The 23730-nt window shown below is 62.4% G+C and carries 30 protein-coding genes and 1 pseudogene; 20 read left to right on the top strand and 11 right to left on the bottom strand.

What is annotated here, in order from left to right; genetic code table 11:
• Nucleotides 1–9: 9 nt before the first annotated feature.
• The gene (locus B1A87_RS07775; RefSeq protein ID WP_260680747.1) at nucleotides 10–1314 is read right to left on the bottom strand and encodes a macrolide family glycosyltransferase; all 1305 of its coding nucleotides are present in this window, start codon (nucleotides 1312–1314) and stop codon (nucleotides 10–12) included.
• A gap of 230 nt (nucleotides 1315–1544) precedes the next feature.
• Here B1A87_RS07775 and B1A87_RS07770 point away from each other — a divergent pair, with 230 nt between their 5' ends.
• The 11 genes and pseudogenes from B1A87_RS07770 to istB all read left to right on the top strand — a co-directional run bounded on the left by B1A87_RS07770 (nucleotide 1545) and on the right by istB (nucleotide 12141).
• Entirely contained in the window at nucleotides 1545–2228 is a 684-nt protein-coding gene (locus tag B1A87_RS07770; protein ID WP_395940228.1) for a DedA family protein, read from the top strand.
• A 2-nt stretch (nucleotides 2229–2230) separates the two neighbouring features.
• Nucleotides 2231–3163, top strand: coding sequence for a cytochrome c oxidase assembly protein (locus B1A87_RS07765; protein WP_078029423.1), 933 nt, complete (start codon nucleotides 2231–2233; stop codon nucleotides 3161–3163).
• Nucleotides 3160–3834, top strand: a complete 675-nt coding sequence (locus B1A87_RS07760) for a DUF1345 domain-containing protein (RefSeq protein ID WP_078029424.1) — start codon at nucleotides 3160–3162, stop codon at nucleotides 3832–3834. The genes B1A87_RS07765 and B1A87_RS07760 overlap by 4 nt, the downstream gene beginning before the upstream one ends.
• Before the next feature lie 437 nt (nucleotides 3835–4271).
• A complete protein-coding gene (locus B1A87_RS07755; RefSeq protein WP_139362896.1) occupies nucleotides 4272–4514 on the top strand; it encodes a hypothetical protein in 243 nt (80 codons plus the stop codon).
• 317 nt (nucleotides 4515–4831) lie between these two features.
• Complete coding sequence (locus tag B1A87_RS07750; protein ID WP_078029426.1) at nucleotides 4832–5386, top strand: hypothetical protein; 555 nt, start codon at nucleotides 4832–4834, stop codon at nucleotides 5384–5386.
• Nucleotides 5387–5911: 525 nt separating this feature from the next.
• Nucleotides 5912–6211, top strand: coding sequence for a plasmid maintenance system killer protein (locus B1A87_RS22930; protein ID WP_139362897.1), 300 nt, complete (start codon nucleotides 5912–5914; stop codon nucleotides 6209–6211).
• 16 nt (nucleotides 6212–6227) lie between these two features.
• On the top strand, nucleotides 6228–7316 hold the full coding sequence (locus B1A87_RS07745) for an ImmA/IrrE family metallo-endopeptidase (protein WP_185982281.1): 1089 nt from the start codon (nucleotides 6228–6230) through the stop codon (nucleotides 7314–7316).
• Nucleotides 7317–7546: 230 nt separating this feature from the next.
• A complete protein-coding gene (locus tag B1A87_RS07740; protein WP_144275751.1) occupies nucleotides 7547–8674 on the top strand; it encodes an SIR2 family protein in 1128 nt (375 codons plus the stop codon).
• Between the two features lie 397 nt (nucleotides 8675–9071).
• Nucleotides 9072–9479, top strand: a complete 408-nt coding sequence (locus B1A87_RS07735) for a hypothetical protein (RefSeq protein ID WP_139362898.1) — start codon at nucleotides 9072–9074, stop codon at nucleotides 9477–9479.
• A 169-nt stretch (nucleotides 9480–9648) separates the two neighbouring features.
• Complete coding sequence (gene istA / locus B1A87_RS07730) at nucleotides 9649–11325, top strand: IS21 family transposase (protein ID WP_078029429.1); 1677 nt, start codon at nucleotides 9649–9651, stop codon at nucleotides 11323–11325.
• Nucleotides 11322–12141: pseudogene (gene istB, locus B1A87_RS07725) on the top strand (IS21-like element helper ATPase IstB). Before istA ends, istB begins: the two are co-directional and overlap by 4 nt.
• A 58-nt stretch (nucleotides 12142–12199) precedes the next feature.
• On the opposite strand, the gene B1A87_RS07720 reads toward istB, so the two are convergent.
• On the bottom strand, nucleotides 12200–12493 hold the full coding sequence (locus tag B1A87_RS07720; RefSeq protein ID WP_078029430.1) for a hypothetical protein: 294 nt from the start codon (nucleotides 12491–12493) through the stop codon (nucleotides 12200–12202).
• A 96-nt stretch (nucleotides 12494–12589) separates the two neighbouring features.
• Here B1A87_RS07720 and B1A87_RS23720 point away from each other — a divergent pair, with 96 nt between their 5' ends.
• Together B1A87_RS23720 and B1A87_RS23715 are read left to right on the top strand one after the other, a co-directional pair.
• A complete protein-coding gene (locus B1A87_RS23720) occupies nucleotides 12590–12982 on the top strand; it encodes an IS110 family transposase (RefSeq protein ID WP_260680746.1) in 393 nt (130 codons plus the stop codon).
• On the top strand, nucleotides 12983–13438 hold the full coding sequence (locus B1A87_RS23715; protein ID WP_313902504.1) for a transposase: 456 nt from the start codon (nucleotides 12983–12985) through the stop codon (nucleotides 13436–13438).
• Here B1A87_RS23715 and B1A87_RS07710 read toward each other — a convergent pair.
• The gene (locus B1A87_RS07710) at nucleotides 13419–13922 is read right to left on the bottom strand and encodes a site-specific integrase (protein WP_185982280.1); all 504 of its coding nucleotides are present in this window, start codon (nucleotides 13920–13922) and stop codon (nucleotides 13419–13421) included. The genes B1A87_RS23715 and B1A87_RS07710 overlap by 20 nt on opposite strands.
• A 328-nt stretch (nucleotides 13923–14250) precedes the next feature.
• Between B1A87_RS07710 and B1A87_RS07705 the strand changes: the two genes are divergently transcribed.
• From B1A87_RS07705 to secE, 3 genes are all read left to right on the top strand, one after another.
• Nucleotides 14251–14496, top strand: a complete 246-nt coding sequence (locus B1A87_RS07705; protein ID WP_185982279.1) for a hypothetical protein — start codon at nucleotides 14251–14253, stop codon at nucleotides 14494–14496.
• A 59-nt stretch (nucleotides 14497–14555) separates the two neighbouring features.
• Nucleotides 14556–15128, top strand: a complete 573-nt coding sequence (locus B1A87_RS07700) for a hypothetical protein (RefSeq protein WP_078029432.1) — start codon at nucleotides 14556–14558, stop codon at nucleotides 15126–15128.
• Between the two features lie 186 nt (nucleotides 15129–15314).
• Nucleotides 15315–15500, top strand: a complete 186-nt coding sequence (secE, locus tag B1A87_RS07695; RefSeq protein WP_078029433.1) for a preprotein translocase subunit SecE — start codon at nucleotides 15315–15317, stop codon at nucleotides 15498–15500.
• Here the strand turns inward: secE and B1A87_RS07690 are convergent.
• From B1A87_RS07690 to B1A87_RS07680, 4 genes are all read right to left on the bottom strand, one after another.
• Nucleotides 15497–16054, bottom strand: coding sequence for a hypothetical protein (locus B1A87_RS07690; RefSeq protein ID WP_139362900.1), 558 nt, complete (start codon nucleotides 16052–16054; stop codon nucleotides 15497–15499). The genes secE and B1A87_RS07690 overlap by 4 nt on opposite strands.
• 34 nt (nucleotides 16055–16088) lie before the next feature.
• Complete coding sequence (locus B1A87_RS07685; RefSeq protein ID WP_078029435.1) at nucleotides 16089–16331, bottom strand: hypothetical protein; 243 nt, start codon at nucleotides 16329–16331, stop codon at nucleotides 16089–16091.
• A gap of 236 nt (nucleotides 16332–16567) precedes the next feature.
• Nucleotides 16568–16741, bottom strand: a complete 174-nt coding sequence (locus tag B1A87_RS22925; protein ID WP_185982278.1) for a hypothetical protein — start codon at nucleotides 16739–16741, stop codon at nucleotides 16568–16570.
• 23 nt (nucleotides 16742–16764) lie between these two features.
• A complete protein-coding gene (locus B1A87_RS07680) occupies nucleotides 16765–17100 on the bottom strand; it encodes a hypothetical protein (protein ID WP_139362901.1) in 336 nt (111 codons plus the stop codon).
• A 457-nt stretch (nucleotides 17101–17557) separates the two neighbouring features.
• Between B1A87_RS07680 and B1A87_RS07675 the strand changes: the two genes are divergently transcribed.
• Nucleotides 17558–17767, top strand: coding sequence for a hypothetical protein (locus B1A87_RS07675; protein ID WP_078029437.1), 210 nt, complete (start codon nucleotides 17558–17560; stop codon nucleotides 17765–17767).
• 443 nt (nucleotides 17768–18210) lie between these two features.
• Nucleotides 18211–18915: an SOS response-associated peptidase gene (locus B1A87_RS07670; RefSeq protein WP_078029438.1), complete on the top strand. Its 705-nt coding sequence runs from the start codon at nucleotides 18211–18213 to the stop codon at nucleotides 18913–18915.
• A 214-nt stretch (nucleotides 18916–19129) separates the two neighbouring features.
• On the opposite strand, the gene B1A87_RS07665 is transcribed toward B1A87_RS07670, so the two are convergent.
• Both B1A87_RS07665 and B1A87_RS22920 read right to left on the bottom strand, forming a co-directional pair.
• On the bottom strand, nucleotides 19130–19546 hold the full coding sequence (locus B1A87_RS07665) for a hypothetical protein (protein ID WP_078029439.1): 417 nt from the start codon (nucleotides 19544–19546) through the stop codon (nucleotides 19130–19132).
• 306 nt (nucleotides 19547–19852) lie between these two features.
• On the bottom strand, nucleotides 19853–19993 hold the full coding sequence (locus B1A87_RS22920; RefSeq protein ID WP_185982277.1) for a hypothetical protein: 141 nt from the start codon (nucleotides 19991–19993) through the stop codon (nucleotides 19853–19855).
• A 156-nt stretch (nucleotides 19994–20149) separates the two neighbouring features.
• On the opposite strand from B1A87_RS22920, the gene B1A87_RS07660 reads away from it, so the two are divergent.
• Complete coding sequence (locus B1A87_RS07660) at nucleotides 20150–20344, top strand: hypothetical protein (RefSeq protein WP_078029440.1); 195 nt, start codon at nucleotides 20150–20152, stop codon at nucleotides 20342–20344.
• A gap of 115 nt (nucleotides 20345–20459) precedes the next feature.
• Here B1A87_RS07660 and B1A87_RS07655 read toward each other — a convergent pair whose 3' ends face one another.
• Together B1A87_RS07655 and B1A87_RS07650 are read right to left on the bottom strand one after the other, a co-directional pair.
• Nucleotides 20460–21287: an ATP-dependent DNA ligase gene (locus B1A87_RS07655; RefSeq protein ID WP_260680745.1), complete on the bottom strand. Its 828-nt coding sequence runs from the start codon at nucleotides 21285–21287 to the stop codon at nucleotides 20460–20462.
• 377 nt (nucleotides 21288–21664) lie between these two features.
• Complete coding sequence (locus B1A87_RS07650) at nucleotides 21665–22045, bottom strand: hypothetical protein (RefSeq protein WP_078029441.1); 381 nt, start codon at nucleotides 22043–22045, stop codon at nucleotides 21665–21667.
• 165 nt (nucleotides 22046–22210) lie between these two features.
• Between B1A87_RS07650 and B1A87_RS07645 the strand changes: the two genes are divergently transcribed.
• Complete coding sequence (locus B1A87_RS07645) at nucleotides 22211–23329, top strand: aminotransferase class V-fold PLP-dependent enzyme (protein WP_078029442.1); 1119 nt, start codon at nucleotides 22211–22213, stop codon at nucleotides 23327–23329.
• Nucleotides 23330–23730 lie beyond the last annotated feature (401 nt).

The following is a 23730-nucleotide window of genomic DNA, read 5'->3' as shown; positions in this document are numbered from 1 at the left end:
GCGCAAGAGCTACGCCGAAGGGCGCCCGCCGTGCAGGTAGCGTTCGATGGCGTCGGCGGCCTCCGCTGGTCCTCCAGCTCCGCGGACGCGCTGGCTCATGGTCTCCAGGTTTCGCCGGATTTCCTGGTCGTCACTGACTTCGGTGATGACCGTGCGGATCAGGGCGGGTGTGAGCGATTCGGCGGGCAGGCGGCGTCCCAGTCCCAGGTCCTCGACGCGGCGGGCATTGGCTTCCTGTTCCGGCTGCAGCGGAAAGGCCACCAAAGGCACTCCAAAGTACAGGGCCTCCATGGTGGAATTCATCCCCGTGTGTGAGAGAAACACGTCGGCATGGCGGAGGACTTCCAGCTGGGGAAAGAACGCGCGGACGTCAGCGTTGTCCGGTATGTCCCCCAGTTCGGCCACCCCGGTGCGGTCGCCAATGGCCATGGCCACCTGCCACGGGGTGCCGGCGAATGCCTCCAGGCACATCCGGAAGAATTCGGCACGGTCGTTCAGCGGTGTGGTGCCCAGCGAAATGAAGACCAGTGGCGCGGACTGCCGGTCGGGCCGCCATGTGTTCTCGTCCGTTCTTTGGCCAAGGCAAGGTCCCACAAAGTGGAAGCTGGCGCCAAAGGTGTCGCCGGCTGGCTGGAATTCCCTGGGGATGAAGCAGATATTCAACGACGCCGACGGGCCTTCCATGAAGGTGAAATCGTCCAGGCCCTGCTCTGCTGCGAAATCATCGATCAGCCGGCGGACCCGCTTCCACGCTGCCAGCATTTCTTCCGGCGCACGGGCCGGCATCAGCTCCCGCACGGAGAAATGTTCGTTGGTTGCATAGCTCGGCAGCAACGCGACGTCGGGCAGGTCAAGTTTCATGGCTGCCATCTTTCCGGCCAGTGTCATGGCGTCGTAGCACACGGCGTCGGGCCGGTCCGCGGCCAAACGGGCCAACAGGGCGGGGAACTCCTCCCTCGCACGCTCCAGCAGCCGCTCCACTAGTCCAGACATCATCCCCGACGCCAATCCCGCCAGCATCCCCGCCTGTGGGGATGCAGCGCCGGCGCCCTGACCAGGACTGCCGAACCGGGGAAACTGCGCGGCCAGGTCCTCTCCACTCTCAAAAAAGGCGGCGCCGGCAGACTCAACAGCGCCCGCATACTTCGCCGAGGTCGCATACGTGACACGGTGGCCGCGCCGGACGAGCTCGGCAACCACCGGCAACGTCGGATTCACATGGCCCGCGGCGGGCAGGCAAATGAAAGCGAAATGCAATGCGCTGCACCTCCGGCGGGCCGGGACAACCCCATCCTCCGGCCAAGCTGACCGCACCGGATTCCGGGCCTTCAATCATCGTACGTACGTGCCGTTCGGATGGCCATGAGTCTGCTCAGCGCTCAATCCTGACCGCCTCGACGACGTCGTCCTCGTACAGGCGGTTCAGGTCCCTGCGCCGGTTTCTTAGGGTTTTCTTAGAGACCGCGGGCGAGGGTGGTTCGATGCACACTCTTCATGCCCTAGCGATTGCACCTGCCGTGGCATCGTCCGCAGGGAGTCCCTCCGTGCTGGACCCGGCAGCCCTCCTTCAGGGCCTGGGGCCGGCCACCCTCTCTGTCATTGCCTTGATGGTCTTCATCGAATCCGGTGTCCTTTTCCCGTTCCTGCCCGGCGACTCCCTGCTCTTTACTGCCGGACTCCTTCACCAGGAGCTGAACCTGGCACTGCCGGTGCTGATCGGCGTCATCACGGCGGCGGCGGTGGCGGGGGACCAGGTGGGCTACCTGCTCGGACGCAAGTTCGGCCGCCGCTGGTTCAAGGACGACGCCAAAATCCTGAAGACGTCCCATCTGGACAAGACCGAGGACTTCTTCCGCCGCCACGGCGGACCGGCCATTGTGCTGGCCCGTTTCGTTCCCATCGTGCGGACCTATGCGCCGCTGAGCGCGGGGATCGCCCGCTACGGCTACAAGTCCTTCTCGCTGTGGAACATCGTCGGAGCCCTGGCATGGGCCACGTCCGTCACGCTGCTGGGCACCTGGCTGGGGCACTTCGACATAGTCGCCAAGAACATCGACATCATCGCCGTAGTCATGGTTGTGGTGTCCGTAGTGCCATGGGGCATCGAATACCTCAAGCACCGCCGGAGCAAAAAGGCCGGCGACGGCGATGAGGCTGACGAGGGCGCCGTGTTCAGCGGGGACGCCTCGGACGAGGCGCCAGCCGAAGAAGTGGCAAGGAGGAACTGACCATGCCAACGTGGGATGTCGTCTGGCGCTCCTGGACGCTCAACTGGCCGGCCCTTGCGCTGCTGCTTCTGGCCGCCGTGTTGTACGCGCGCGGAGTCCGGGCGGCCGCGAGGCGCGGCATCACGTGGCCGTGGTGGCGGACGGTGACGTTTTACGTGCTGGGCCTGGGCAGCTTCACGGTGCTCAGCTGCGGCTTCACGGGCGTCTACAGCCACGATCTCCGCTGGGTTTTCACGCTGAAGGTCACCTCTTACCTCTTCGTCGTCCCGTTGCTCGTGGCGGCGGGCAGGCCGCTTACCCTGGCCCGGACCTCGCTGGGCACTGCGGGGGCTTCGCGGCTGGAGAGAATCCTGGACCACGCCGTGGTGCGCTGCCTGAGCAACACCCTGGTTGCTGCCCTGCTGGGGCTGGGCATCTTCAGCCTGTTCCTCACTCCGCTGTTCTACACCCTGCGGACCAGCACGCTCTGGGACGTGCTGCTGACCATATTCGTGCCCCTGCTGGGGATGCTGATGGCGGTGCCGATCATCGAGGACGCGTCAACGAAGGCAATCAGTTCGTTGATCATTGTCGAGTTCATCTACGTCTTCATCGAGCTCCTGGCCGACGCCGTGCCCGGAATCCTGATGCGGCTCAGCCCGGGGATCATGGACGGGGCCGGGCGGGCCGCGGCCGGACGCCCCAGCTGGCAGCCCGGTCCTCTGCGCGACCAGCAGATGGCCGGAGACTTGCTGTGGTTCATCGCCGAAATCGTCGACCTGCCGCTGATCATCCTGATGTTCGTCCGCTTCGCCCGCAGTGACCGCCGCGAGGCCCGGACCTTCGACGACCTCACCGATGACGAGCTGGACGCCCTGAACCGGCAGCATTTGACCGGACTCGGCCAGGCCGCCGCCCGGGTTCCGGACCGCGGAGCTGGAATGATCGGACCATGAGCACAACTGACAGGGCAGGGCACCAGCCGACGGAGTACGACAAGCCGGCCCATCATTCGCGTCTTCGGCTCCTGGTGATGGCCGTCGTCGGTATCGGTGCGGCTGTGGCCGTCGGATTCCTGAAATCGTGGTCCTACGCGCCCGCGACGGGCTGGGGTGCCGCCTGCGCCACCTACCTCGTCTGGGTCTGGTCGATCATCGGCGGACTGAACGCGGGGGCCACAGCGGCGCACTCCCGGCGCGACGATCCCGGCCGGGCCGCCTCGGATGCCCTCGTGCTCGCAGCAACGATTGCCAGCTTCGGCGGGGTCGCGCTGATCCTGCTCGACGCCTCCACCACGGAAGGCGGCGGGAAATCGGCCATCATCGCCCTGGCGCTCGGCAGCGTGGCGCTGTCCTGGTTCCTGGTGCACACGCTCTTCGCCCTGCGCTACGCGTCGATTTACTACCGGGACAAGTCCGGGGTGGACTTCAACGAGGACAGGCAGCCGCGCTACCTGGACTTCGCCTACCTGTCCTTCACCGTCGGCATGTGTTTCCAGGTCTCCGACACCGACCTGAAAACCGACGCCATCCGCGGCACCGTGCTGCGCCACGCCCTGCTGTCATATCTGCTGGGAGCCATTGTGCTGGCCACCACCATCAACCTCGTCTCCGGCTTGGTCCGCTGAAGGCCTGCCCGAGGGAGCTGGCGGCAGCTCGTCGTTCGCTGCGCTCTTCGGCAGCGCAGGTGAGTGCGGGCACGAAAAAGCCCCTGGAATCCGTGGATTCCGGGGGCTTTTCCCGTTGTGCGCGGAGGGGGACTTGAACCCCATTCCCGGCGTGTCGCCAGATGCGAAAACCGCTAGATTCCGGGCTTTTTATTGCGGCTTATTCCAGTAAACAACGTGTCATCGCTGTTGTTTCAACCACGTCAGCCACGCGTCGAGGGACCACGCGAAGGCAGATTCCGCGACTCTGCAGACATGCATGAATGCCCGCCGTGACACGCACAGTTACACCCGCCAGCCGGCGAGCCGCATAGGACCCCTCAGCAAGGAGCGCTTGCTGACTGGATCAACGGCAATCGGAGGCACGAAACGTGACGACGGAATACAGGAATGAATTGATGACACCAGATGATCTGGCGCAGCGACTGGGGGTTTCCCTGCGAATGGTCAGGGAGATGTACTACACGAACACGTGGCCGCATCTCCGCCTGAACAAGCGAACCGTTCGCTTCACAGAAAACCACTACGAACAGATTCTCGAACTCAGCGAGCAGCGTTCTACGTCGCAGGTGCGGAAGACAACGTCCGCAGACGCATCCGCGGAACTGGCAAAACTTCTCACCCGGAAGCGCAGCGCGTGAGCTGAGCGTTCTCGGCAAGGGATCCCCAAGGAAATGGGCCGCGAACCCTCTGACCAGGAGATCGTGCTCCACCGCCCGGGCCTACGTCCGCAAGATCAAGGAGTACGCAGTCCTGGTCGCCCAGGACGAGTTCGCCATCACCGAGGACGACCTCTAGGCCGGAACAGGTAAAAGAGCGGCAGCCGGATAGGGCTGCCGCCCTTTGTCTTAGATCGGCCGTTCGCCGTCCTGAAGTAGGCCTGTGGCACCTGTGGAATCGCGACCCGTCAGGTGCATGATGATTCGAGGGTTACTTGGCTGGAAAGGAGAGACCTCCGATGTCATTCTTCGACGAGGCAGTTGCCAAGGCAAAGGCAGAGGCGACAGCCAAGCTATCCGAGGGACAGGCAGCTGCAAGCAAGGCCAGATCGCAGATCTCTGATGTGAGGACATTCGCCGAAGGCCGCGCGCTTGATCGGGCAGTTGAGTGGATGGCCGATGTCGGGGTCCCCGCTGGCGACAGGCCTGCCGCGAGCGTTTTTGACTACTTTTACAAGGACCTCCCGTACTTTGAGTTCGACCAGCGTCAACCTCAGGACCCTAGGGACCGCGGGTTATGCGGCGTTCTGGTTACCTGGAGCATAGAAAGCCGATTGTTCGTCGGCGTGTATACATGCAGTGGACATAAGTATCTGGAGGATTGGCCGCTTCGTATTAGAACGAAAATCGAACCCGTGAGTGAGGACTTCGACGTCTGGCTCAAGAAGGCGGACACTTTCTTTACCGCCCTAACACAGGTCGAGCTCGGGCAAGCCATCCTAGGCACGGGACACACTAACCGAAACACCACTTTTCGATGGTCGCCCTATTTCCCCAAAGGGGAACTCCTCTAGGTCCGGTGTGGGGCACATATACGTCTTTTATGTGGAATTCACGTGTCTCATGAGACATTCCCAAGCCTTGTTGCGGCCACAGATGCCCGCCGCAGATCCTCTCCCAACGTGACTTCTGTGAGACATCTTTTTGGGCGTGTCGCCGTCGGACTGTGAATCGCAGCTCTAAATGACCTTCCTTCCGCAACGCTAAGTGGCGCTCTTAGCAGTCGGCGCCCACATCGGCCTTTCAGGTGGAGCCGTTGGATCTCGCGACACACCGTCGTCCGAGACAGGCTGAACAGCTCCGCCGTTCAGCCTGCGTGTGCTCGCCGGCGACGTGCAGCGTCAAAAGATGTCCGCTGGGTCTTGGATGATTTGGGCTGCTTGCCTTTCAGTCGCCCCTTCGCCTTGGCGTAAAATTCACCGCATGACCTCAACTGACGCCCCGGGCCTGATGGAGGCGGCGTCTCAGCGGTCCTGCGGAGATGCTTGCCCACTAAGACGGATTGCAAACTGTTACCTGTTAGGTAACACGGTTCTGCTGTGAAGGTCGTATACTCGACTAAGAAGTTGTTGGAGCTCTGCACCGTTTCCAAAGTTATGAACGGCGAGCTCCCTACCGCGCAGGCTAAAGCCCTGCGCAAGCGCATTGTCGACCTAAAAGCTGCAAGCACTGTTGATGACCTACTAAAGGGGTTAGGCAAATGGCACGCACTAACAGGACGTGGAAGCGCCACCTACGCCGCTCACCTAAGTAAGAATTGGCGTATCGTCGTCAGTTTCGATCTCGGCAATGCAACTGCAGTTGTTGCAATGGTTGAGAGCGTCGAGGATTACCACTGAAGGGAGCTATGCAGTCATGTCCACCTACTTCGAAGGCGATACCGACTACGCCGTAGCTCCTGGCGAGTTCATTCGTGACTGGATTGATGAGAACGAGGTTAGTCAGGCGTGGCTTGCGCGCCAGCTGGGAGTATCCCGTAAGCATGTCAGCATGCTCTTATCCGGTGCCCGACTCACAGAAGACGTCGCAATGAAGCTGGAACTCGTTACTGGAATCCCATCGCGAATATGGCTGGGCTACGAGGCCACCTACAGAGCGGATGTTGCACGGCTAGCGCTGATGGAAGAGTTGGCTTCCGAGCGTGCGCTAGCAGAACTCTTCCCGCTCCGTGAGTTACGAGCCCTCAAGGTAGTCACGGCGCGGATCACTAACCCCGGAGCCGTTCTTCTGGAACTTATGGCATTGTTCCGCGTTGGCTCCGTGTCGGCGCTCAGACAGTGCACTCTATCGCCAGCTGCAGCATATCGGCAGGGAACCGCCCACGAAGTAGACCCGGCCGCGGTGAGCACCTGGCTTAGGTTGTGCGAGATCGAATCCGAATCCCAAGGAACCGCGCTGGCAGGATATGACAGGGAGGGCCTGGAGTCCTTGGTCCCCGAACTGCGCGCACTGTCCATGACTCCACCTGATCATTTCGGGGCGAAGCTGCGAGAACAGCTGGCCGAAGTCGGAGTGGAGCTGGTCTATGTCCCTGAAATCAAGGGGGCACGAGCTTACGGCGCCACGAGATGGATTGGCGGTCGTCCGGTGATCTGCCTCACCCTGCGCGGAGCGACTGACGGTAATTTCTGGTTCACCCTTTTTCACGAAATCGGACACGTGCTCATTCATCCCCACAATGAGGTGTTCATTCAGTCAAAGGACGAGGGCACAAACTCCAAGGCGGAAGAAGAGGCGAACGTGTACGCCGGCAGTATCCTCATTCCAGAGAGTCATGAGGCGGAACTTGCCGGACTGCGCTCGAAGGCCGATGTTGTCCGCTTCGCAAGCCGTATCGGCGTGAGCCCAGGGGTTGTCGTCGGCCGTCTATGGCACGACGGGCTTTGGCCATATACCAATGGGCACCAGCTCTGCATGCGCCTCCGGATCGCAGTCGACGACTGATTGAATCAGTGCCAGGGGCTTCAAAACTCCGGAGCTCTGGGGACGCATCATTCCAGATAATCGGACGATGCACGTTCGAGGGAGAATCGAGAACGGTCACCGCCCATCTGGGCCTGTCGTGAGCAGCGTCCGGTAAACGAACCCTCACCACGACGCCTGCCGATCTAGTGCCCACGTCCCCTTCGGCGCGCCAGCGGCCGATTCAGAGCTGCCTCCATAGAGTTTCTTTCATGAAAGTAGTTCTGCTTGGCGCTGGCTTCTCGCGAGCAATCAGCTCAGAGATGCCCCTCATGAAGGAGCTCGGGCCGTTGGTGCTTGAGCGTCTCCGTCTCCCCGCCTATACGCTCGCGCCGTTTGGTGGTGACGTCGAGGCGTGGCTCGGCCATATCGGCAGTGACGAACCGTGGCTAGAGGACAGCGACAATCTTCGTTCTCGCGCGCTTTTCGTCGATGGTGTCCAAGCCATCCACGACATCATCGTCGAGGCCCAGAGCAGAGCCGAGGGAGATCCGCCGCCGTGGTTGCTCCGACTGGTAGCGCAGTGGTCACATGAGCAAGCGACGATTCTGACATTCAATTACGACACGCTTCTTGAACGAGCCCTCGCCGGAGTCGTCGGCGCACGTGGTTTCGGAGACCTGTATCAAATCGCTCTGGAGCAACGTCAGCCGGTGGATGCTGCCTTGTACCCCTCGGGCGGCCCCTCGCTGCGGGAGAGCCCGGCCCTCTACAAGTTGCATGGTTCCGTCAATTGGCTTCACGGGGGCGAGCGGGCCCCGTCGACTGAACGGTTCGTGTTACGCGAAGACCACATTCCTTCGTACCTCTACGAGGATCTCGCTCCGTTCGTCGTCCCTCCTGCCAGCAGCAAGAGCCACTACTACGATCGCGCGCCGCTCCGGGTTCAGTGGAAGCGCGCTGCGGCGGCTCTTCGGCAGGCTAATGCCCTGGATGTCATCGGCTATTCCTTCCCACCAAGTGACTCCGGGACCCGGACGTTCCTCGGGACAACCACTTGTGATTCCGTTCCCGTGACTCTAGTGGATCCTTCGCCGGAGGCTCACAGTCGGCTTAACAGCATGTTTCCGAACCTGGGCGATGGTCCATGGTTCAAGTCTGTCGAAGATTTCGTTGAGAACACCTGCGGAGACCTAGTCTTTGGTTGGTTTGACAACGTTGGTGAACACCCTGGCCTCCACATCGAGGTGAATGGAATACGGTCCATAGAGCCTCACCACGGGGATTCAGCTTGCTCCGTTCGCGACCGACTGCGCAGAGATTATCCCGGCGCCGGGGAGCCGATTGAAGCGACTCTTCCCAACGGCACCAAGGCATGGCGGCTGTTCAGCCCAGGGTAATTCCCTAGGCGTGATTCAAGAGACCGTTCGCCCTTCTCACCGCCAGAGCGCCGCATCGGGATCCCCGTCCGGCTGGTGATGAGCCTTCGGACGGCCCACTCGTTGTCTCAAAACGCATGTTTGTTGAGGCGTTTGTTGAGGCACAGCGGTATTGCTGTTCGTGCACCTGGCCACACGACACAAGGAGTGGTGTGGGCACCTGGAGTAGAGCGAACCGTCTACTCTTTAGTGGTGGTCAATCGATGATAATTGGATGGTACTGGGCTGGGCCTCGGACATCATCCAACGCTGGGCTACCCACCGACTGTTCGCTACGCAATAAGGATCAACTATGCAGCCTACGTACTATCACGGTGGGACACCCGAACTTCCTGTAGGGACAGCGCTACGACCCCCAATGGAAACCAATATTGTTTCCTCGACATGGGAGCGGTCCGTTGCAGCGCACGGAGAGACTGAGCTCGACCAACGGCCGGACAAGGTCTATCTAACGGCTGATCCCTCGATCGCACGGGTCTATGCCGCAGTGTGGAAAAATCCGCTCACCAATGCGCAAGGAGGTGGGGCGGTATATGAGGTCGATGTCACCGATGGCAGTCTGGAAGTTGACCCCGATATGGCTTCATATAACTGCTGGCAGGCCGATTCCGCCGTGATAGAGCGCGTCCACGAAGCCTCCGTTCCACACGACCAAGAAATGATCGAGAAGCGGCTAGCTCCAATTCGAGCCGAACAGGCCCAGCGAGATCAGGAGAAGGCCCTTCGAGAAATTGTGGGCATGCTGAAACGCAACGGAATCGACTAGCTCCCCTCACAGTACCTACGCATGGCTGTGACAGGTTTGGATGGCCCCGGTAGGACGGTTATTTCTGGCCCCACTTCGTGACTCGCCGGGCATCTTGTGACGGTTATATGGGGCCCCACCTTCAACGTTGGATTCATCACTGGATGGATACGGCGGAAGGCTGGTCTGGATGGAGTCGAGAGTGGAGTTGTTCGCACGGATCCGACGAGATGCCCGGGTCGAGGACTTGTCGGTTCGTGCGCTGGCGGCCCGGCACGGGGTGCACAGGAGGACGGTAAGGCAGGCTCTGGAATCAGCTGCGCCGCCGGAACGTAAGCCGAGACAAGGGGTGTCCTGGCGGCTGGAACCACTTAAAGCCGCGATCGATGCCATGCTCGTCGAGGACACGACGGCGCCGCGGAAGCAACGCCACACGGCCCGCCGGATCCTGGCCCGGCTCATCGAGGAGCACGGTGCCCAGGAACTGTCGTATTCGACGGTCCGTGATTATGTCCGGGTCCGCCGGGCCCTGATCGATGTGGAGGCTGGCCGCCGCGTTGAGGGGTTCATTCCGCAGGAACACGCCCCGGGTGCGGAGGCGGAAGTGGACTTCGGCGAAGTCTGGATCATGCTGAACGGGGTGAAGACGAAGTGCCACATGTTCATCTTCCGGCTCTCCCACTCCGGCAAGGCCATCCACCGGATTTACCCCACGCAAGCCCAGGAAGCATTTCTGGAAGGCCATATCGAGGCGTTCAACGAGATCGGCGGCGTGCCGGTCAAACACATCCGCTATGACAACCTCACCAGTGCCGTCAGGTCCGTGGTGTTCGGACAGGGCCGGAACCGCCTGGAAAACGACCGGTGGGTCTTGTTCCGCTCGTTCTATGGTTTTGATGCCTTTTATTGCCAGCCAGGTATAGCCGGAGCTCACGAGAAAGGCGGGGTCGAGGGTGAGGTGGGCTGGTTCCGCCGCAACCGGCTCTCCCCGATGCCTGTCGCGAAATCCCTTGAAGAGCTCAACGACCGGATCCGGGCGTGGGAGGTCCAAGACGATCAGCGGCGGATCAATGACCGGATCCGCACCATCGGCCAGGACCTCGCCGCAGAGGCTCCGTTCCTGGCAGCGCTGCCGGCCGAAGAGTTCGACCCCGGTTTGGTGGTGAACCCGAGAGTGGACAGGTCCTCCATGATCACGGTGCGGATGGTGAAGTACTCCGTTCCGGCACGGTTCATCGGCAGAAGAGTCCGCGTGTCTCTGCGGGCGTCGGAACTTGTGGTGTTCGACGGCCGCGCGGTGGTGGCCAGGCATCAGCGGATCGTTGCCAAGAGCGGGCAGTCGGTCCAGCTGGACCATTACGTGGAGGTGCTCAAAACCAAGCCCGGCGCTTTGCCTGGCTCCACGGCCTTGGCCCGGGCTCGGGTGTCCGGGGCGTTCACCAGCGCCCATGAAGCCTTCTGGGCCGCCTCGCGCCGGGTCAACGGCGACGCCGAGGGGACCCGCGCACTGATCGACGTCCTGCTACTCCACCGTTCCATGGACGCCCCAGACATCGAGGCAGGGATCACCGCGGCGCTGGGCGTGGGCGCGGTCAGCGCCGATGTCGTTGCGGTCGAGGCCCGCAGACACGCAAGCGATTCGACCGCGGGTGGGTCCGGTTCGGACCGTCATCGCGGTGCTCATGCTGAAGCGAAAGTGCAACGAGTTGTCGGCCTGACCCAGCGCCGGCTAATGGACCCGGCAGCCGTCATCGCCGGGCTGCCCCGGGATACCCGGCCCGTGCCGTCGGTCAGCGCCTATGACGAGTTGCTGGCCAAACGCGCCGAACACCCTGCAGGAACCGAGACGAAGGAGAACATCTCATGAGTCCCACCGCACCGGCCACCACCATCACCCCGACCTTGCGCCGGCGGCGCGGCCTGACCGAACAGGCCGCCGTCGCCGCCGTGGACCAGGCCTGCCGCCGGCTGCGCCTGCCCACCGTCCGTGCGGTCCTGGACGAAGCCCTCACCGTCGCCGGGAAGGAACAACTCTCCTACCAGGGATTCCTGGCCGAGCTGCTGCTGGCCGAATGCGATGACCGGGACCGGCGCTCCTCTATCCGCCGGGTCAAAGCGGCAGGCTTTCCCCGGGACAAATGGCTCGGGGATTTTGATTTCGACGCGAACCCGAACATCAACCCCGCCACCATCCACACCCTTCGCGACCGGGGACTGGATCCGCAAAAGCGCACCCCTCTGCCTCATCGGGGACTCTGGAACGGGCAAGTCCCACCTGCTCATCGGGCTCGGCACCGCGGCGGCGGAACAGGGCTACCGGGTCAAATACACCCTCGCGACCCGGCTCGTGAATGAACTTGTCGAGGCCGCAGATGAGAAAGTCCTGGCCAAGACCATCGCCCGCTATGGGCGCGTGGACCTGCTGTGCATTGACGAACTGGGCTATATGGAACTGGACCGCCGCGGCGCGGAGCTCCTCTTCCAGGTCCTCACCGAACGCGAAGAGAAGAACTCCATCGCCATCGCATCCAACGAATCCTTCTCCGGGTGGACCAAGACCTTCAGCGACCCGCGTCTATGTGCTGCTATCGTGGACCGGCTGACCTTTAACGGCACCATCATCGAAACCGGCACCGATTCCTACCGTCTCGCCCACACCATCGCCCAACAAGCCGCAGACTAGCTCGGTTCCCGGTTCAAGACGCCATAACGGGCCCACTGCAGTTGGCGCTTCTGCAGCATCATAGTGCCCGTCCCCGACGGTCCCAATCAGCTCTCTTAGCCTCTTCGTCTTCCCAGAAATGGCCATCATGATGACGAACGTACAAAAGGAACCCTAAGAACGCGACGCCTAAGATCAACCCTGCGAGGAACAGGTATTCCCCCAGATCCCAGGCAGTTCCCAAGACCAATTTCCTAACGACGATTACGAACTGCAGCGCCGTCCAGATCGACCACAGGACAAACTGAACGCGAAAGCCGCCGCGCGTCATCTTGGGTTGCAACCTCTTGGGATGCTCCTCGGCCTCGCTCATGAGCTGAGGCTACAAGCCATGGTCATATTTTGGAACACGACAAGCCCTGAATCAGGTTGACATACTCATTCCTCAGTGGGGCCAGGACTAACCGTCATGCTGGGGCCAAAAAAGGTTGACATAGTCAGTGTGGACTTGCGGCTCCTTACGGCGCGGCGCACGGATCTGATCTGTGACCGGGTCCGGGCAATCAACCGGCTTCGGGCCACTTTGCTGGAGTACTTCCCGGCGCTGGAGCGGGCGTTCGACTACTCGAAGAAGGCGCCCCTGATCCTACTGGGCGGCTATCAGACCCCGGAGGCCATCCGGCGCGCGGGATTCACCAGGCTCACAGGGTGGCTCAAAAAGCGCGGCTGCCGCAACAGCACGGCGATGGCAGAAAAAGCCCTCCAGGCCGCAAACGCCCAACACACCGTCCTGCCAACACAATCCACAGGCTCGGCCCTGGTCGTCCGGCTGACCGGGCAGATCAACGCCATCGACGCATAAATCGCCGACGTCGAAGCCCAGATCACCGAGCTGTTCCGGCAGCACGAAAGCGCCGATATTCTGCTCAGTATGCCCGGGTTCGGGCCGGTGCTCGCGGCGACTTTCCTCGCGAATATCGGCGGTAACCTGGACGGGTTCGACTCCGTCGACCGGCTCGCCAGCGTCGCGGGTCTGGCTCCGGTCCCACGTGATTCCGGACGTATCAGCGGGAACCTGCACCGACCACATCGCTTCAATCGCAGGCTCCTGCGAACCTGCTACCTCGCCGCCCTCTCCAGCCTGAAGAACAGCCCGGCCTCAAGAACCTATTACGACCGGAAGCGCGGAGAAGGAAAGTCACATAAACAGGCACTCATAGCCCTCGCAAGGCGCCGCATCAACGTCCTCTGGGCCATGCTCCGCGACCGCACCATTTACCAGGAACCAATGCCAAGAATCAGCGCTCAGGCGGCTTGACAGAAACATTGAGATTCCCAGTGCCCAAAGCAATTTCGCATCCGGTTCTCATTCGGCGGGTGGCAGTGCCGCGGAAGCCTGCGTGCTCCGAACCTGTCGGCGTTTTCCCACGGACGCCTAAAAGCATAAAGGTTGCCCACTGTTCGAGAGTTAGATGACGGATCTTCATTCGCCGCGGTTTCATGCGTCGTTTCTTGTTGCCAGGAGATCTCTCCACGGGTTGGGTCTCGCGGAGGCCTTCGGCCCGCATCCAGTTGAAGAACCCGTCTAGAGCAGACTCAATCTGCAGCCACGTCGACATGGTGATGGGTTTTTGGCCAACTTCAAGACGGCTTGTCCTGTACTTGTTGACGTCAAAGCGCTGGGCTGTCAGCAGGGACGAGCCTTGGCTGTCGAGGTAGGACGCGAAGGCTCGAATTTCGTACGCGTATTGCCAGACTGTCTTTCGGTCTAGGAAGCAGATATGACGCAGGTATTCGTTCACGACTGGGTGGGGCCGCATATCGCGCGTCAGCGCGAGCGGGTAGTCCGCTCTGACACCCGCCGAGTGCAAACGTTCCGCTGACAGGAACTTTCCATCCGGGAGGCATAGACCCTGAGCACCTCTGACTGAAGCCTTGATTTGTAGCACGCTGACGAGTATGCCCGAGGGTGCGGTCGCTTGTCACTTCGAAAAATTGACAAAACGCGTCCCAGCGTGTAACGGCAGTCATGAGACGCGGGCAGATGAGGCACATAACAGTACGGGGGGCGATTCGAACGTCCGCGACTTCGGCGTCCGGTACGCCAATAACGGGGACCGGATCATCGCCGTGGACATCGACAAGGACGGCCGTCACTGGGAGCTGATCCAGCGGGGCGATAGCGACGTCTATGTGTTCGTCTCCGGCACCGAGGTGTCGCTCCCGCACATCCAGCTCGATGCCCTGGCTTACGAGTTCGACGAAGACCACATCGAGGGCACCGGTGACATCCGATGGAAGTCCATGATGAAGGATGCCGCGGAACGCGCAGCGAAGGAGCCGGGCTACAACCCCCGGGGCATCAACCGCCCGTAGCGCCCTACTGGGCAAAGGAACACCTGTTCTGCAACGCAAGCCCCGCGTAACCTCTGCCTATGGGCGACGACGCATTCAGTTTCGAAACAGCTCTTGCTGCCAGGAAGCTCGAGGAAGCCGCGCAGAGGGAGCGCGGGCAGCGATTATATGAGTGGGGACGGGAAACTCACACAGACACTTATGTACGTGTCCGGAGGGTTTCTCGCGAAATCGAAGACACCTTGCATCAGTTCCTCGGCAAAGGGGGCCGCATTGGAGCGGACAGGACAGTCTGGATACCTTCTGATCACCCCTACGACACTGACATTGTCCTCGACGAGGGGTGCATCGTCTCGCCGCCGTTGCCAGAGTTTGTATCTGCAGACACGTACCCTGCTGCACGCATGAGGTGGGAGAAGGAGCGAAGCAAGATCAGGTCTGAGGTGACTGCGGGGTGGGATGCAAAGTACCCTCGAGCCGCGGCGATGAACTTTGGCTATTGGGAGCAGGAGGGGCCCCACGAGACCATCTGGATTTTTGTCGACGGTCAGGGTGCTGGATGGACCTTCGGGAGCGGTTGGCCGGAGCTCGACAGGGTTCGTAGGGTACTGGTTGAAGCCCTATTTCGGCAGAATCCCTCAAACCTGGGTTGAAGAGGGCGGTCCATGGTGCCGCACACATGGTTGCTGAGCAACGCCCACCCTGCCAAGGGCGGAACCGACCTAAGCAAGGAAAAACGTAATGACCCCGACCCTGACCCACCGGGATAGGCCCCTCTCCGGGGGCCGCAAGCACCGGCCGCCGCGAAAGAGAAAAGGGGCTTCTTCGGCACCAGTTTCCTGTTCATCCGGCAGGTCATCGGGGAGCTGCGCAAGGTCGTCACTCCGACCCGCAAGGAACTCTTCCGCTACACGGCGGCGGTCGTGGCGTTTGTCGCCTTCATGATCCCGTTCGTCACCTTGGTGGACCTTGGCTTCGGCTCGCTGTCCTCGCTGATCTTCACCGGCCCCATCGGCGACAACTAGAAGCACCCCCACATAGGCGCCACCCTGGGCGGGCACGCTTCCCGTCTGCGGCCCAGGGTCGGCAGCCCGCCGGAAACAACCGGCCCACCCTTTCGGGACGAGAGCTCCGAGGGTACCGGGGCGTAGGACACAGACCCCGAAATTGCGCCCAGCGATATGGCTTTCAGCCCCGTCCTCCATCGCCGGAAGTCCTCAAGGACCTTGTCGTAGAAGGACGCTGAAAGCAGGCCGCGGACTTCATGCTGGTACTCGTGAAGGTCGGCGAGAAGCGCGGTCGCGGCAGATCGCCACTGCCGCTCGGCAAGCTCGGTGTCAGGCTTCCTCGCGTAGGCAATGGCCTTGTAGCGGGCCTCCAGTCGTCCGAACTCGACCCTCTTCTCCGCACCGGACAACTGGGCAACAGGGGAAGGTCGTTTGGCGTTGAGCCCGTTCACCTTGGGGTCGTGCGGCTCGCGCCGCGCCCCCCGTTCACCCTTGGTGGCCTTCGCCTTACGGGCAGCTGACTTCCGCGCCGGCGCCTGCTGCTTCTTCCCGGATTCACGCTTCGCCTTCATCCGCGCAACCCTCTGTTCGGCCTTCGCCACAGACTCAGCCTTCGGCTGCGGGAACACCGATGCCGTCTCCGTGCGGAAGCGCACCACCCACGCGATGATGGCGGCCTTTTTCCTCCGGCAGTGCGGACCCTGCGGCGAGGAGGCGGGCGGCCAGCATGTCCACGGCGGCCTTCGTGCGCTCAAGCCGGCCCGGAGTCCGGAACTCCGGGTAGGAGTCCCGCGCGAGTACCGCGGCCCTGACGTTGGACACGTGGGTGCTGAACGGCGTCTGGCTCATGGATCCCCTTTTTTCTTTCGAGAATTCTCGTTGACGCGCCAGGCACCGGCAACGGTGGCTCTTTGTCGTGCAGGCGCCCAGCCGCACACACATCAGGCATGACCACACTCACGGCCCGAGCGCGCACCCACGTTGACCTTTCCCCGGCGTTGCCCACGGCGCGCTCTAGCTATATGGGGCGAACAGGAGTTGGTTGCCCGCTATCGCCTATCGGGTAACCAACTCCTGCGTCCGGATCAGCATTCGAGCTGTACTGCGTGCGCGACGTGGTCCTCGTACAGGGTGTGCACCGTGTACTGCCAGGACTCGTACCGGCCGTAATTGCGCGGGTCTAACATGAACTCCCAGCTCAGCTCGAGGTCCTTCCGCACGTCTTCCGGCCAGTGCCGGTATTCCGCATCCCGTCCCACTCTGGCGGCCCCGACACGGCCATCTACTTCCTCGAAGAGACGCTCGAGACGTGCGCAGAATCCGCACACAGTTCCACGAGCTCCTGGCGCCTGATTTGTGCCCGGAACCAGACCGCCCCGTCACCTGCGGTGTTCAGTCGTGAAGCCATCTGCCGGTACAGCCAGGCGTAGGCGTCGGCGTGCAGGGGCTCAACCCGGGACGGATCCGACACGAACACCCCTGTGGATAGCAACTCGTCGAACACCTCCTGCGGCTGAATCGTATGCAGCAGCAGTTTCTCGGCGGAAAGGTTGTATCCCATGCGTCTTGCCGGCACGGCGTCGGCGGGGCGGGCTTTCGTGATCGGAAATGTAGGCACGTCCCCATCATCGCTGAAGCCCTGCCTCCGCAGGCCCCGGGCAAGGGCCTGCGCATCGCCGCTCACTGATGGGGGCGGCCCTCTGGTGGTCTACGGGTGGTCCTTTTGTGGTTCATTCAAAATGGTTCGCGCGTGTCCGTCGCGGGGCGAAGGTTGCCTCGGGACCGCGGTGGACCACCGGGGTGGACCGCTGTGCGGACCGGGGTGGGGCCGGTTGCCGCTCGGGATAAGAGTACGGGTCATCCGCCGACGGCGGCGACCATCACCTAGGCTTCGATGCCTCTTGCAGCGGAAGGACAGGAAGCCGGCCGCGGCGCCGTGTGTTGACTTCCGAGTTGGATAATCCGCCTCACCCTGGATGGCCTTGTAAATCTGCAGCTCTGGTCGCGCACTGATGAGGCTGAGTGGGTGGCAGAAGATCTAGCACGATGAGGATGCGCAACGTTAGGCTTGCCACGTGGCTAACTCGCTGCCGTCCGAACCTATCTACATCATCGTGCACACTGCTCCGGCTGAGTGGTGGGAGATCGTTGCCGCCCTGGGTCCCTATGCGGTTCTGCTCGTTGCTGAAATTTGGTTGTGCATCGAACTGAATAGGGACCGGAGGCGAACAGCGGCAGAGCTCCGGGGGCTCTCGGAAAAACCGCGGGTGATCGGAGACAGGTAACGCTCATGAGCGAGGTGCCAAAGCTCCTCGTGTCCAGCGAGTTGTAGGTCGTTCGTGTGTCCAGCGTGATGTGTCCGGAAATTTCGCTACGTTCATCGCGTCGAAGAACCGGGCCCTGCTAAGTTGCCGCAACTCCGCCTACGATGGGGGGCCGGGCGGGTTTTCTGTCGCTCCGGGAGGATGACCTCGCCCGGGGAGAGTTCTGGCCTTGCTCCTGGCATGGTCCGTTATTCGGAACCGTAGATATTCCAAATAAAATCATGCGGCGACACTTACCGGCACCATCACTAATCCCGACGGCAGCTACGTACACATCGAAGCATAAGGCGCGACCTACGACGAAGCACGCGAGAACCTTCGCGCACTCCTGGAGGAGGGCCAAGAGCTGATCCTTATTCGCGCGGCTACCTGGCAGCGGGGGCCGCGTCAGGCAGAATGGCTTCATGTGCGGCAGATATGTGATGTCCAAGGCCACCGGGGACCTTCTGAGCTACTTCGATGCCAAGGAGGTGGAGGGCACGCCTCCCCCGCCGAGCTGGAATGTGGCACCCACCCAGGATGTGCCGATAGTGGCAGAGCGGCTGGATGAGGGCACCATCGAGCGGCATCTGCTCGTAGCCCAATGGGGCTTGGTGCCGTCCTGGGCCAAGGACATCAAGATCGGCAACAAACTGATCAATGCCCGCAGCGAGACCATCCTGGAAAAGCCGTCGTTCCGCAAGGCGGCCGTGAAACGCCGGGCAATCGTACCTGCGGACGGTTACTTTGAGTGGCAGAAGACCGAGGACGGCAAGAAGATCCCGAACTACCTGTACTCCGAGAACGAGCCTTTGCTGGGCTTCGCCGGCCTGTACGAGTTCTGGGCTGATCCACAGCTGCCTGAGGATGACCCGGCACGGTGGCTGCTCAGCTGCACGGTGCTGACCACCACCACGCAGGACGCCCTGGGGCATGTCCACGACCGTTCCCCGGTCATCATCCCGCGGGACCGCTTCGCTGAGTGGCTCGACCCGGACCTTACTGACAAGAACGACGTCCAGCACCTGCTGGACTCCCTGCCTGAGCCGACTCTGACGCCAAGGATTGTCAGCACGAGAGTGAACAGCGTCCGGAACAACGGGCCTGAGCTCATCGAGACGGCCGACTGAGCGCCGACCGTCAAGTGGACTCTGGGGTACTCCTCATGGCCGAGAGGCGCCGAGAGGAAACAGCCCGGGCTTACGACGGATTCGACGAGCACACGCGCAGGCCACCGAAGCACTGGAGATTCTCACCGCGTACTGCGTCCAGCCGGAGCGAGCCGACTTCGAGCTGCGCACCCGCGCCAACTGACGGGCAGCCCGCCCTCCAGTACACGGTGGTTCAGCTGCTGGCCCAGTATCCCTGCAGCGGCTTGCCGAAGGAGAGGCCCTTGTAGTCGCAAGACATTGAGTTTTCGATGTCCCAGGTGTTGGTGTCTAGCCACGCGGAGCCGCTGAGTTTGAAGGACGCAATCGACGAACCGGAGGTTTGTTGCGTCATCACGTAGTCGCTGCCTTCCATCGCGAAGGTCTTCCGGCCGGGCGGTACTTCTTCGTATATTTCGGAGAGGGGGACATCTCCTGTCCCCATCTCCGCACCATCAGCCCGGACGGCGGTGGCCCTAAGCGTTTCACTACCAACCCGGATGCTGACCGGTACCGAGAACTTGTTGTCCAGGACGAAGGTCAGCCGGAACACGTCGTGGGAAGCACTGGTAGCGATCGGATCAAGTTCGGCTTTGACGATCGTCAGCGTCATTCCCTTGTCGGCAGGACACGTTGGCTCCGGGCTTGGGCTGGGCGGACCAGGGGGAAGTTGTTCAGGTGCTTCAGTCGGGGGCGGGGGCGGCGGTGGCTGGACTTCAGCGAAGGACACTTCCGGCAGTGGCGTTTGTGTCACCGGCAGAGTTGGTGTCTCCGGCACCAACGTCGGCCTGGGCGCGGTCGGCGTTGCGCTGGTGATAACCGGCTTCGGTTCCGGGCTTTCCGTCGGCTCGCTCTCAACAGTTGGCGTGCCGGACGGCACGGCTACGGGTGACGAAGCAGCAGCCGTCGACACTGCACTTTACGGGGCGCCCGTCAGCACGGACTGACCGATCCGAAAGCCGACAACAACGGCAATCACCAGCACAAGGACCGCGCCCACGGCGATGACTGCAATCATCGGCGAACTGAGGGATCGACCGCGCGGAGACTCTGAACTCACGGCATTCAGTGTAGGGCGACAGTCTCAAGATTGAGACAGCCCTACCGCCATGTCTGCGCAACTTTGACACACTCCCGTGGACCCGCCCGTGGGGAGGCTGGCGCTGCTCTCCACACACATGATGGCCAGCCACTCTGCTCGACCGGAAGGACCACCGTGTTCGAACGCTTCAGCGGCTCTGCCCGCCGCACTCTCGTCCTCTCCCAAGAGGAGACCCACGGGCTGAACCACAACTACGTCGGCGCCCAACAACTGCTGCTCACGCTCACCGGTGACAAAGAACTGGCCGACCAGGCCTCGACACCCTCGGAGTCACCCACGCTGCATTGCGCGGCCACATCATGGAAGTGATCGGCGAGAGATACGGACGTCGCCAGCTGCGGCGGTTGCCGCCGCCGGATGGGTGCCCTACGACTCAGTGCTGGTGCCACCTAACTGAGGCTTTAGGCTCTCGGGCGGGATGACGTCATCCGGATGCAACTCCGGACGTACCCGGAGCAAGCGGGGTGCGTGCCGGAAGGAGCGGCCCGACCAGGCCGTGTCGGCCGAGACTTCCACGACCGCCGGTTCGACCAGTGTGAGGACGACAGGTTCCTTGTCCCGGTTGAACCTGTCCAGCGTCGTGCCTTTCACGGTGGCGGGCCAGGGATGATGGCCGCGGGGGCGGTCGCAGCCAGCGCGCCAGTTCCCGGGCCTCTGCTCCTTTCAGCGGGCTGGAGCGGCCGACGATCCGCAGCTCACCGTCCAGGACCAGCCCGGCCACGACCTCGGAGGGTCGGGTGATCGGTCCAATCACCGCCCCGCAGACGACCTCCACGGTTTCCCGGTGCTTCAGCTTCAGCCACGAGCGGACCCCTGGGGTGTATGGCTGGTCTGTGCCTTTGATGATCAGCCCTTCGATCCCTGTGCGCGGCAGCTCTTCAAACCACTGTGCGGCGACGTCGGGGTCGGTGGTGGTAGGGGAGAGGGACAGCGGAGGCTCCCAGCCGGTGGCGAGTTCTTCCAACAGCGTCCGGCGCTGGTGCAGCGGCAGGTCCCAGGCATCATGTCCGGCCACCGCAAGGACGTCGAACGCGACGTAGTTGGCAGGCGCCTCCCGGACCAGTCCGGGAAGTGCTTTCGGGCTGGCTCCCAGACGTTGCTGCAAGGCGGAGAAGTCCAGCTGGTCACCGGACCAGATCACGGCTTCGCCGTCGACCACGCACTCTGGCGGGACGGCGGCCGCGATGGCTTCGGTTAATTCGGGGAAGTACCGGTTCTGTTGGGCCCAAAGGGGCTGTCGGGCACGTCGCATTTCTATACTGCGACATCTGTCTGGAAAAGCAGCTATCGGCGTGTCGGGCACGTCCTTCACGTCGCGAGCTCAGACCGGCGAGCAGTTGCTCGGGGCCGATGTGGTTGTCGCCGAGCATCAAGGAGGACCGGAGAGCGAACTCGAGGGCCAGCTTCACGTTGGGCGCGAACGGAACGTGGTTCGGGTTGGTGCCAGTACCGCGCTCCAGGGTCGGGACGGTCTGATCATGAATTGCTTCGGCAGTGGTCCGGGCGGCGATCACTGCCTCGGCCTTCGGGGAAACGCCTGGCGGGTTCTACCATGGCGGCTTTGAGGCGACGCCTCCAGTGATGCTGAGCAGCAGGTGGCTGGTGTTGATGTGATGCTGGTTCAAGGAGTCATTGATGTCCTTGGCCATGAGGATGGTGGCGCGGGCGGTGTCGTGGACTTCTCAAACATCGGCGGTTTCCGGGCGCGGTGTTGAGAACTTTGGCGAGGAAGCGCAGGGTCTTGTCGCGTCCGTCGGTGCGGATCGGGTCGTTCAGCCAGCGCGTCCAGACGGCGACGCCCGGTTCGTCGTAGTCGTCCCATTTGCGGAACGTGATGCCGCCGGGAGTGAGGATGGTTTCGCGGTCCGGCAGGGCGTCGGCTTCTTCGCGCGTATAGACGAAGTATGTCTCTGTCGCGTCACCGATGGTGAGCTCGATGGCCGTCTCGATCTCGGTCCTGCTGGCGTACAGGTTGCCGCCGCGGGGGTAGAGGTCGCTTCCGTAAGTCATGTGTGCGAAACGAGCCGACGCCCTCACCGGATTCGGAGCCGCAACAGACGAACTTGAATACTCGCCATCAGAGCATTGACAGCTCGGTCGGCGCCGGAGCACCCTTGTGCCTGTCGGGCTGGGGCGCCGCAGGATCAATGACGATCGGGGAGGGCTGTCACAGATATGCAAGCCGCGGACATACGCGAGCTCTTTCCTGGACTCAAAGACACCATTTACCTCAACACGGCCAGCATGAACGTCGGCTGCGCCCCCGCAAGGAAGGCCTACGAACGAGCGGTCGAGCGCTGGTCCGCCGGCCGGTTCGACTGGATGGAAGCCGAGCGAGCAGGGGAGGACGCCCGCGCCATGTTCGCGGAGATTGTCGGTGCCACGGCCGGGGAGATCGCCATCGTTCCGGCCGTGAGCACAGCGGCGGGGATTGTGGCGGCCAACCTGCCGCCCGCGAAGCGCGGCGAGAATATCGTGGTCGCCGAGAACGAATTCGCCTCGAACTACTATCCTTGGCTCCTGCTCCGGGAGCGCGGCTACCGGGTCCGCACCGTGGCGCCGGCTGGGAACGGAGTGACGGCCGAGACGTTTAGCCAAGCCGCCGACGGCCGGACCCGGCTGATAGCCGTGAGCGCCGTGCATTCGGCCAACGGGTACCGGGCCGATCTGGCAGCGCTCAGCCGGGTCGCTGCCAGTTCCGGCGCCTGGTTCTTCGTCGACGCCTGCCAGGCGGCCGGCGCGGTGCCGCTTGATGTGGTGCGCGACGGCATGGATTTCCTGGCGGCCGCCAGCCACAAGTTCCTTCTCGGATCAAGGGGCATGGGCTACCTCTATGTCCGCCGCGAGCTGCTCGACCGCCTCCAACCCATCGTTCCTGGCTGGAAGGCCGCCCGGAAGCCGGCCGAGAGCTTCTACGGACCTGCCATGGACCTGTCGCCCACGGCGTCGAAGCTGGACGCCTCCCTGGCGTGGTTTCCTGCCCTGGCCGATCAGGCGGCGCTCGGTATCTTCCGCCGGTTCGGAATCAGTGCTCTTCTCGAACGCAATGCCCGGCTGGCCCGACGCCTGCAGGGCGCGCTGGCGGCGGAGAGATCCTCCTTCCACCCATTCCCTGACCAGCAGCGCTCTACCATCGTCTCCGTCCCCGTAAGCGACACCGAAGCGGTAATGGCCCGGTTCAGCCAAGCCAACGTAGTGGCTTCGGTCCGTGCCGGCAGGATTCGACTGGCGGTACATTTCTACAATCAGGAGGAGGAACTCGATCGCGTGGCCGAGCTGATAGGACGCGCGTGAGAGGCGGGAGCGGCAGTAATTCTGCGCTCCGCGGTCAGCGGCCTCAACCTCGGGTACCCATCGGGCCCCTCCTTCAACCCCCTTCGAGTTATTCGAATGACAGAGACGTTGAATCTCCTCGCCCCGAGGAAAACATGCCTTGGGGGTTCCTCACCCAACACCCATACGATGTTTTTCAGTGCCTGGAGCGTCTGGGCTATCCCGTCCGAAAAAGGTGACTAGATCCTCGGTGCCGGCTCCGATGGACCACGGCTGCAGCCGCTTCGGACAGCATCTCCGCCGGGCATGCCACCGCTGTTCGTCTCGTTCAGGGACGCTTCGCTGGTATCGGCCAGCAACGTATCCGGTGGTCCTGGATCACGCGGTCACAGTGGTCCTGAAATTCGTTGACATACTCACAG

Source organism: Arthrobacter sp. KBS0703 (assembly GCF_002008315.2).
GTDB lineage: Bacteria > Actinomycetota > Actinomycetes > Actinomycetales > Micrococcaceae > Arthrobacter.
Note: the sequence above shows the minus strand (reverse complement) of the source record. Positions and strands in the feature narration are given on the sequence as shown.

Bases quoted from the DNA above. Each gene is read 5' to 3' on its own strand.
- B1A87_RS07765 (WP_078029423.1), top strand. From the start codon at position 2,231: ATGCCAACGTGGGATGTCGTCTGGCGCTCCTGGACGCTCAACTGGCCG.
- B1A87_RS07760 (WP_078029424.1), top strand. From the start codon at position 3,160: ATGAGCACAACTGACAGGGCAGGGCACCAGCCGACGGAGTACGACAAG.
- B1A87_RS07755 (WP_139362896.1), top strand. From the start codon at position 4,272: ATGACACCAGATGATCTGGCGCAGCGACTGGGGGTTTCCCTGCGAATG.
- B1A87_RS07750 (WP_078029426.1), top strand. From the start codon at position 4,832: ATGTCATTCTTCGACGAGGCAGTTGCCAAGGCAAAGGCAGAGGCGACA.
- B1A87_RS07745 (WP_185982281.1), top strand. From the start codon at position 6,228: ATGTCCACCTACTTCGAAGGCGATACCGACTACGCCGTAGCTCCTGGC.
- B1A87_RS07740 (WP_144275751.1), top strand. From the start codon at position 7,547: ATGAAAGTAGTTCTGCTTGGCGCTGGCTTCTCGCGAGCAATCAGCTCA.
- B1A87_RS07735 (WP_139362898.1), top strand. From the start codon at position 9,072: ATGGAAACCAATATTGTTTCCTCGACATGGGAGCGGTCCGTTGCAGCG.
- istA (WP_078029429.1), top strand. From the start codon at position 9,649: ATGGAGTCGAGAGTGGAGTTGTTCGCACGGATCCGACGAGATGCCCGG.
- B1A87_RS07720 (WP_078029430.1), bottom strand. From the start codon at position 12,493: ATGAGCGAGGCCGAGGAGCATCCCAAGAGGTTGCAACCCAAGATGACG.
- B1A87_RS23720 (WP_260680746.1), top strand. From the start codon at position 12,590: ATGCTGGGGCCAAAAAAGGTTGACATAGTCAGTGTGGACTTGCGGCTC.
- B1A87_RS07700 (WP_078029432.1), top strand. From the start codon at position 14,556: ATGGGCGACGACGCATTCAGTTTCGAAACAGCTCTTGCTGCCAGGAAG.
- B1A87_RS07690 (WP_139362900.1), bottom strand. From the start codon at position 16,054: ATGAAGGCGAAGCGTGAATCCGGGAAGAAGCAGCAGGCGCCGGCGCGG.
- B1A87_RS07685 (WP_078029435.1), bottom strand. From the start codon at position 16,331: ATGAGCCAGACGCCGTTCAGCACCCACGTGTCCAACGTCAGGGCCGCG.
- B1A87_RS07670 (WP_078029438.1), top strand. From the start codon at position 18,211: ATGTGCGGCAGATATGTGATGTCCAAGGCCACCGGGGACCTTCTGAGC.
- B1A87_RS07665 (WP_078029439.1), bottom strand. From the start codon at position 19,546: ATGACGCTGACGATCGTCAAAGCCGAACTTGATCCGATCGCTACCAGT.
- B1A87_RS07655 (WP_260680745.1), bottom strand. From the start codon at position 21,287: ATGCGACGTGCCCGACAGCCCCTTTGGGCCCAACAGAACCGGTACTTC.
- B1A87_RS07650 (WP_078029441.1), bottom strand. From the start codon at position 22,045: ATGACTTACGGAAGCGACCTCTACCCCCGCGGCGGCAACCTGTACGCC.
- B1A87_RS07645 (WP_078029442.1), top strand. From the start codon at position 22,211: ATGCAAGCCGCGGACATACGCGAGCTCTTTCCTGGACTCAAAGACACC.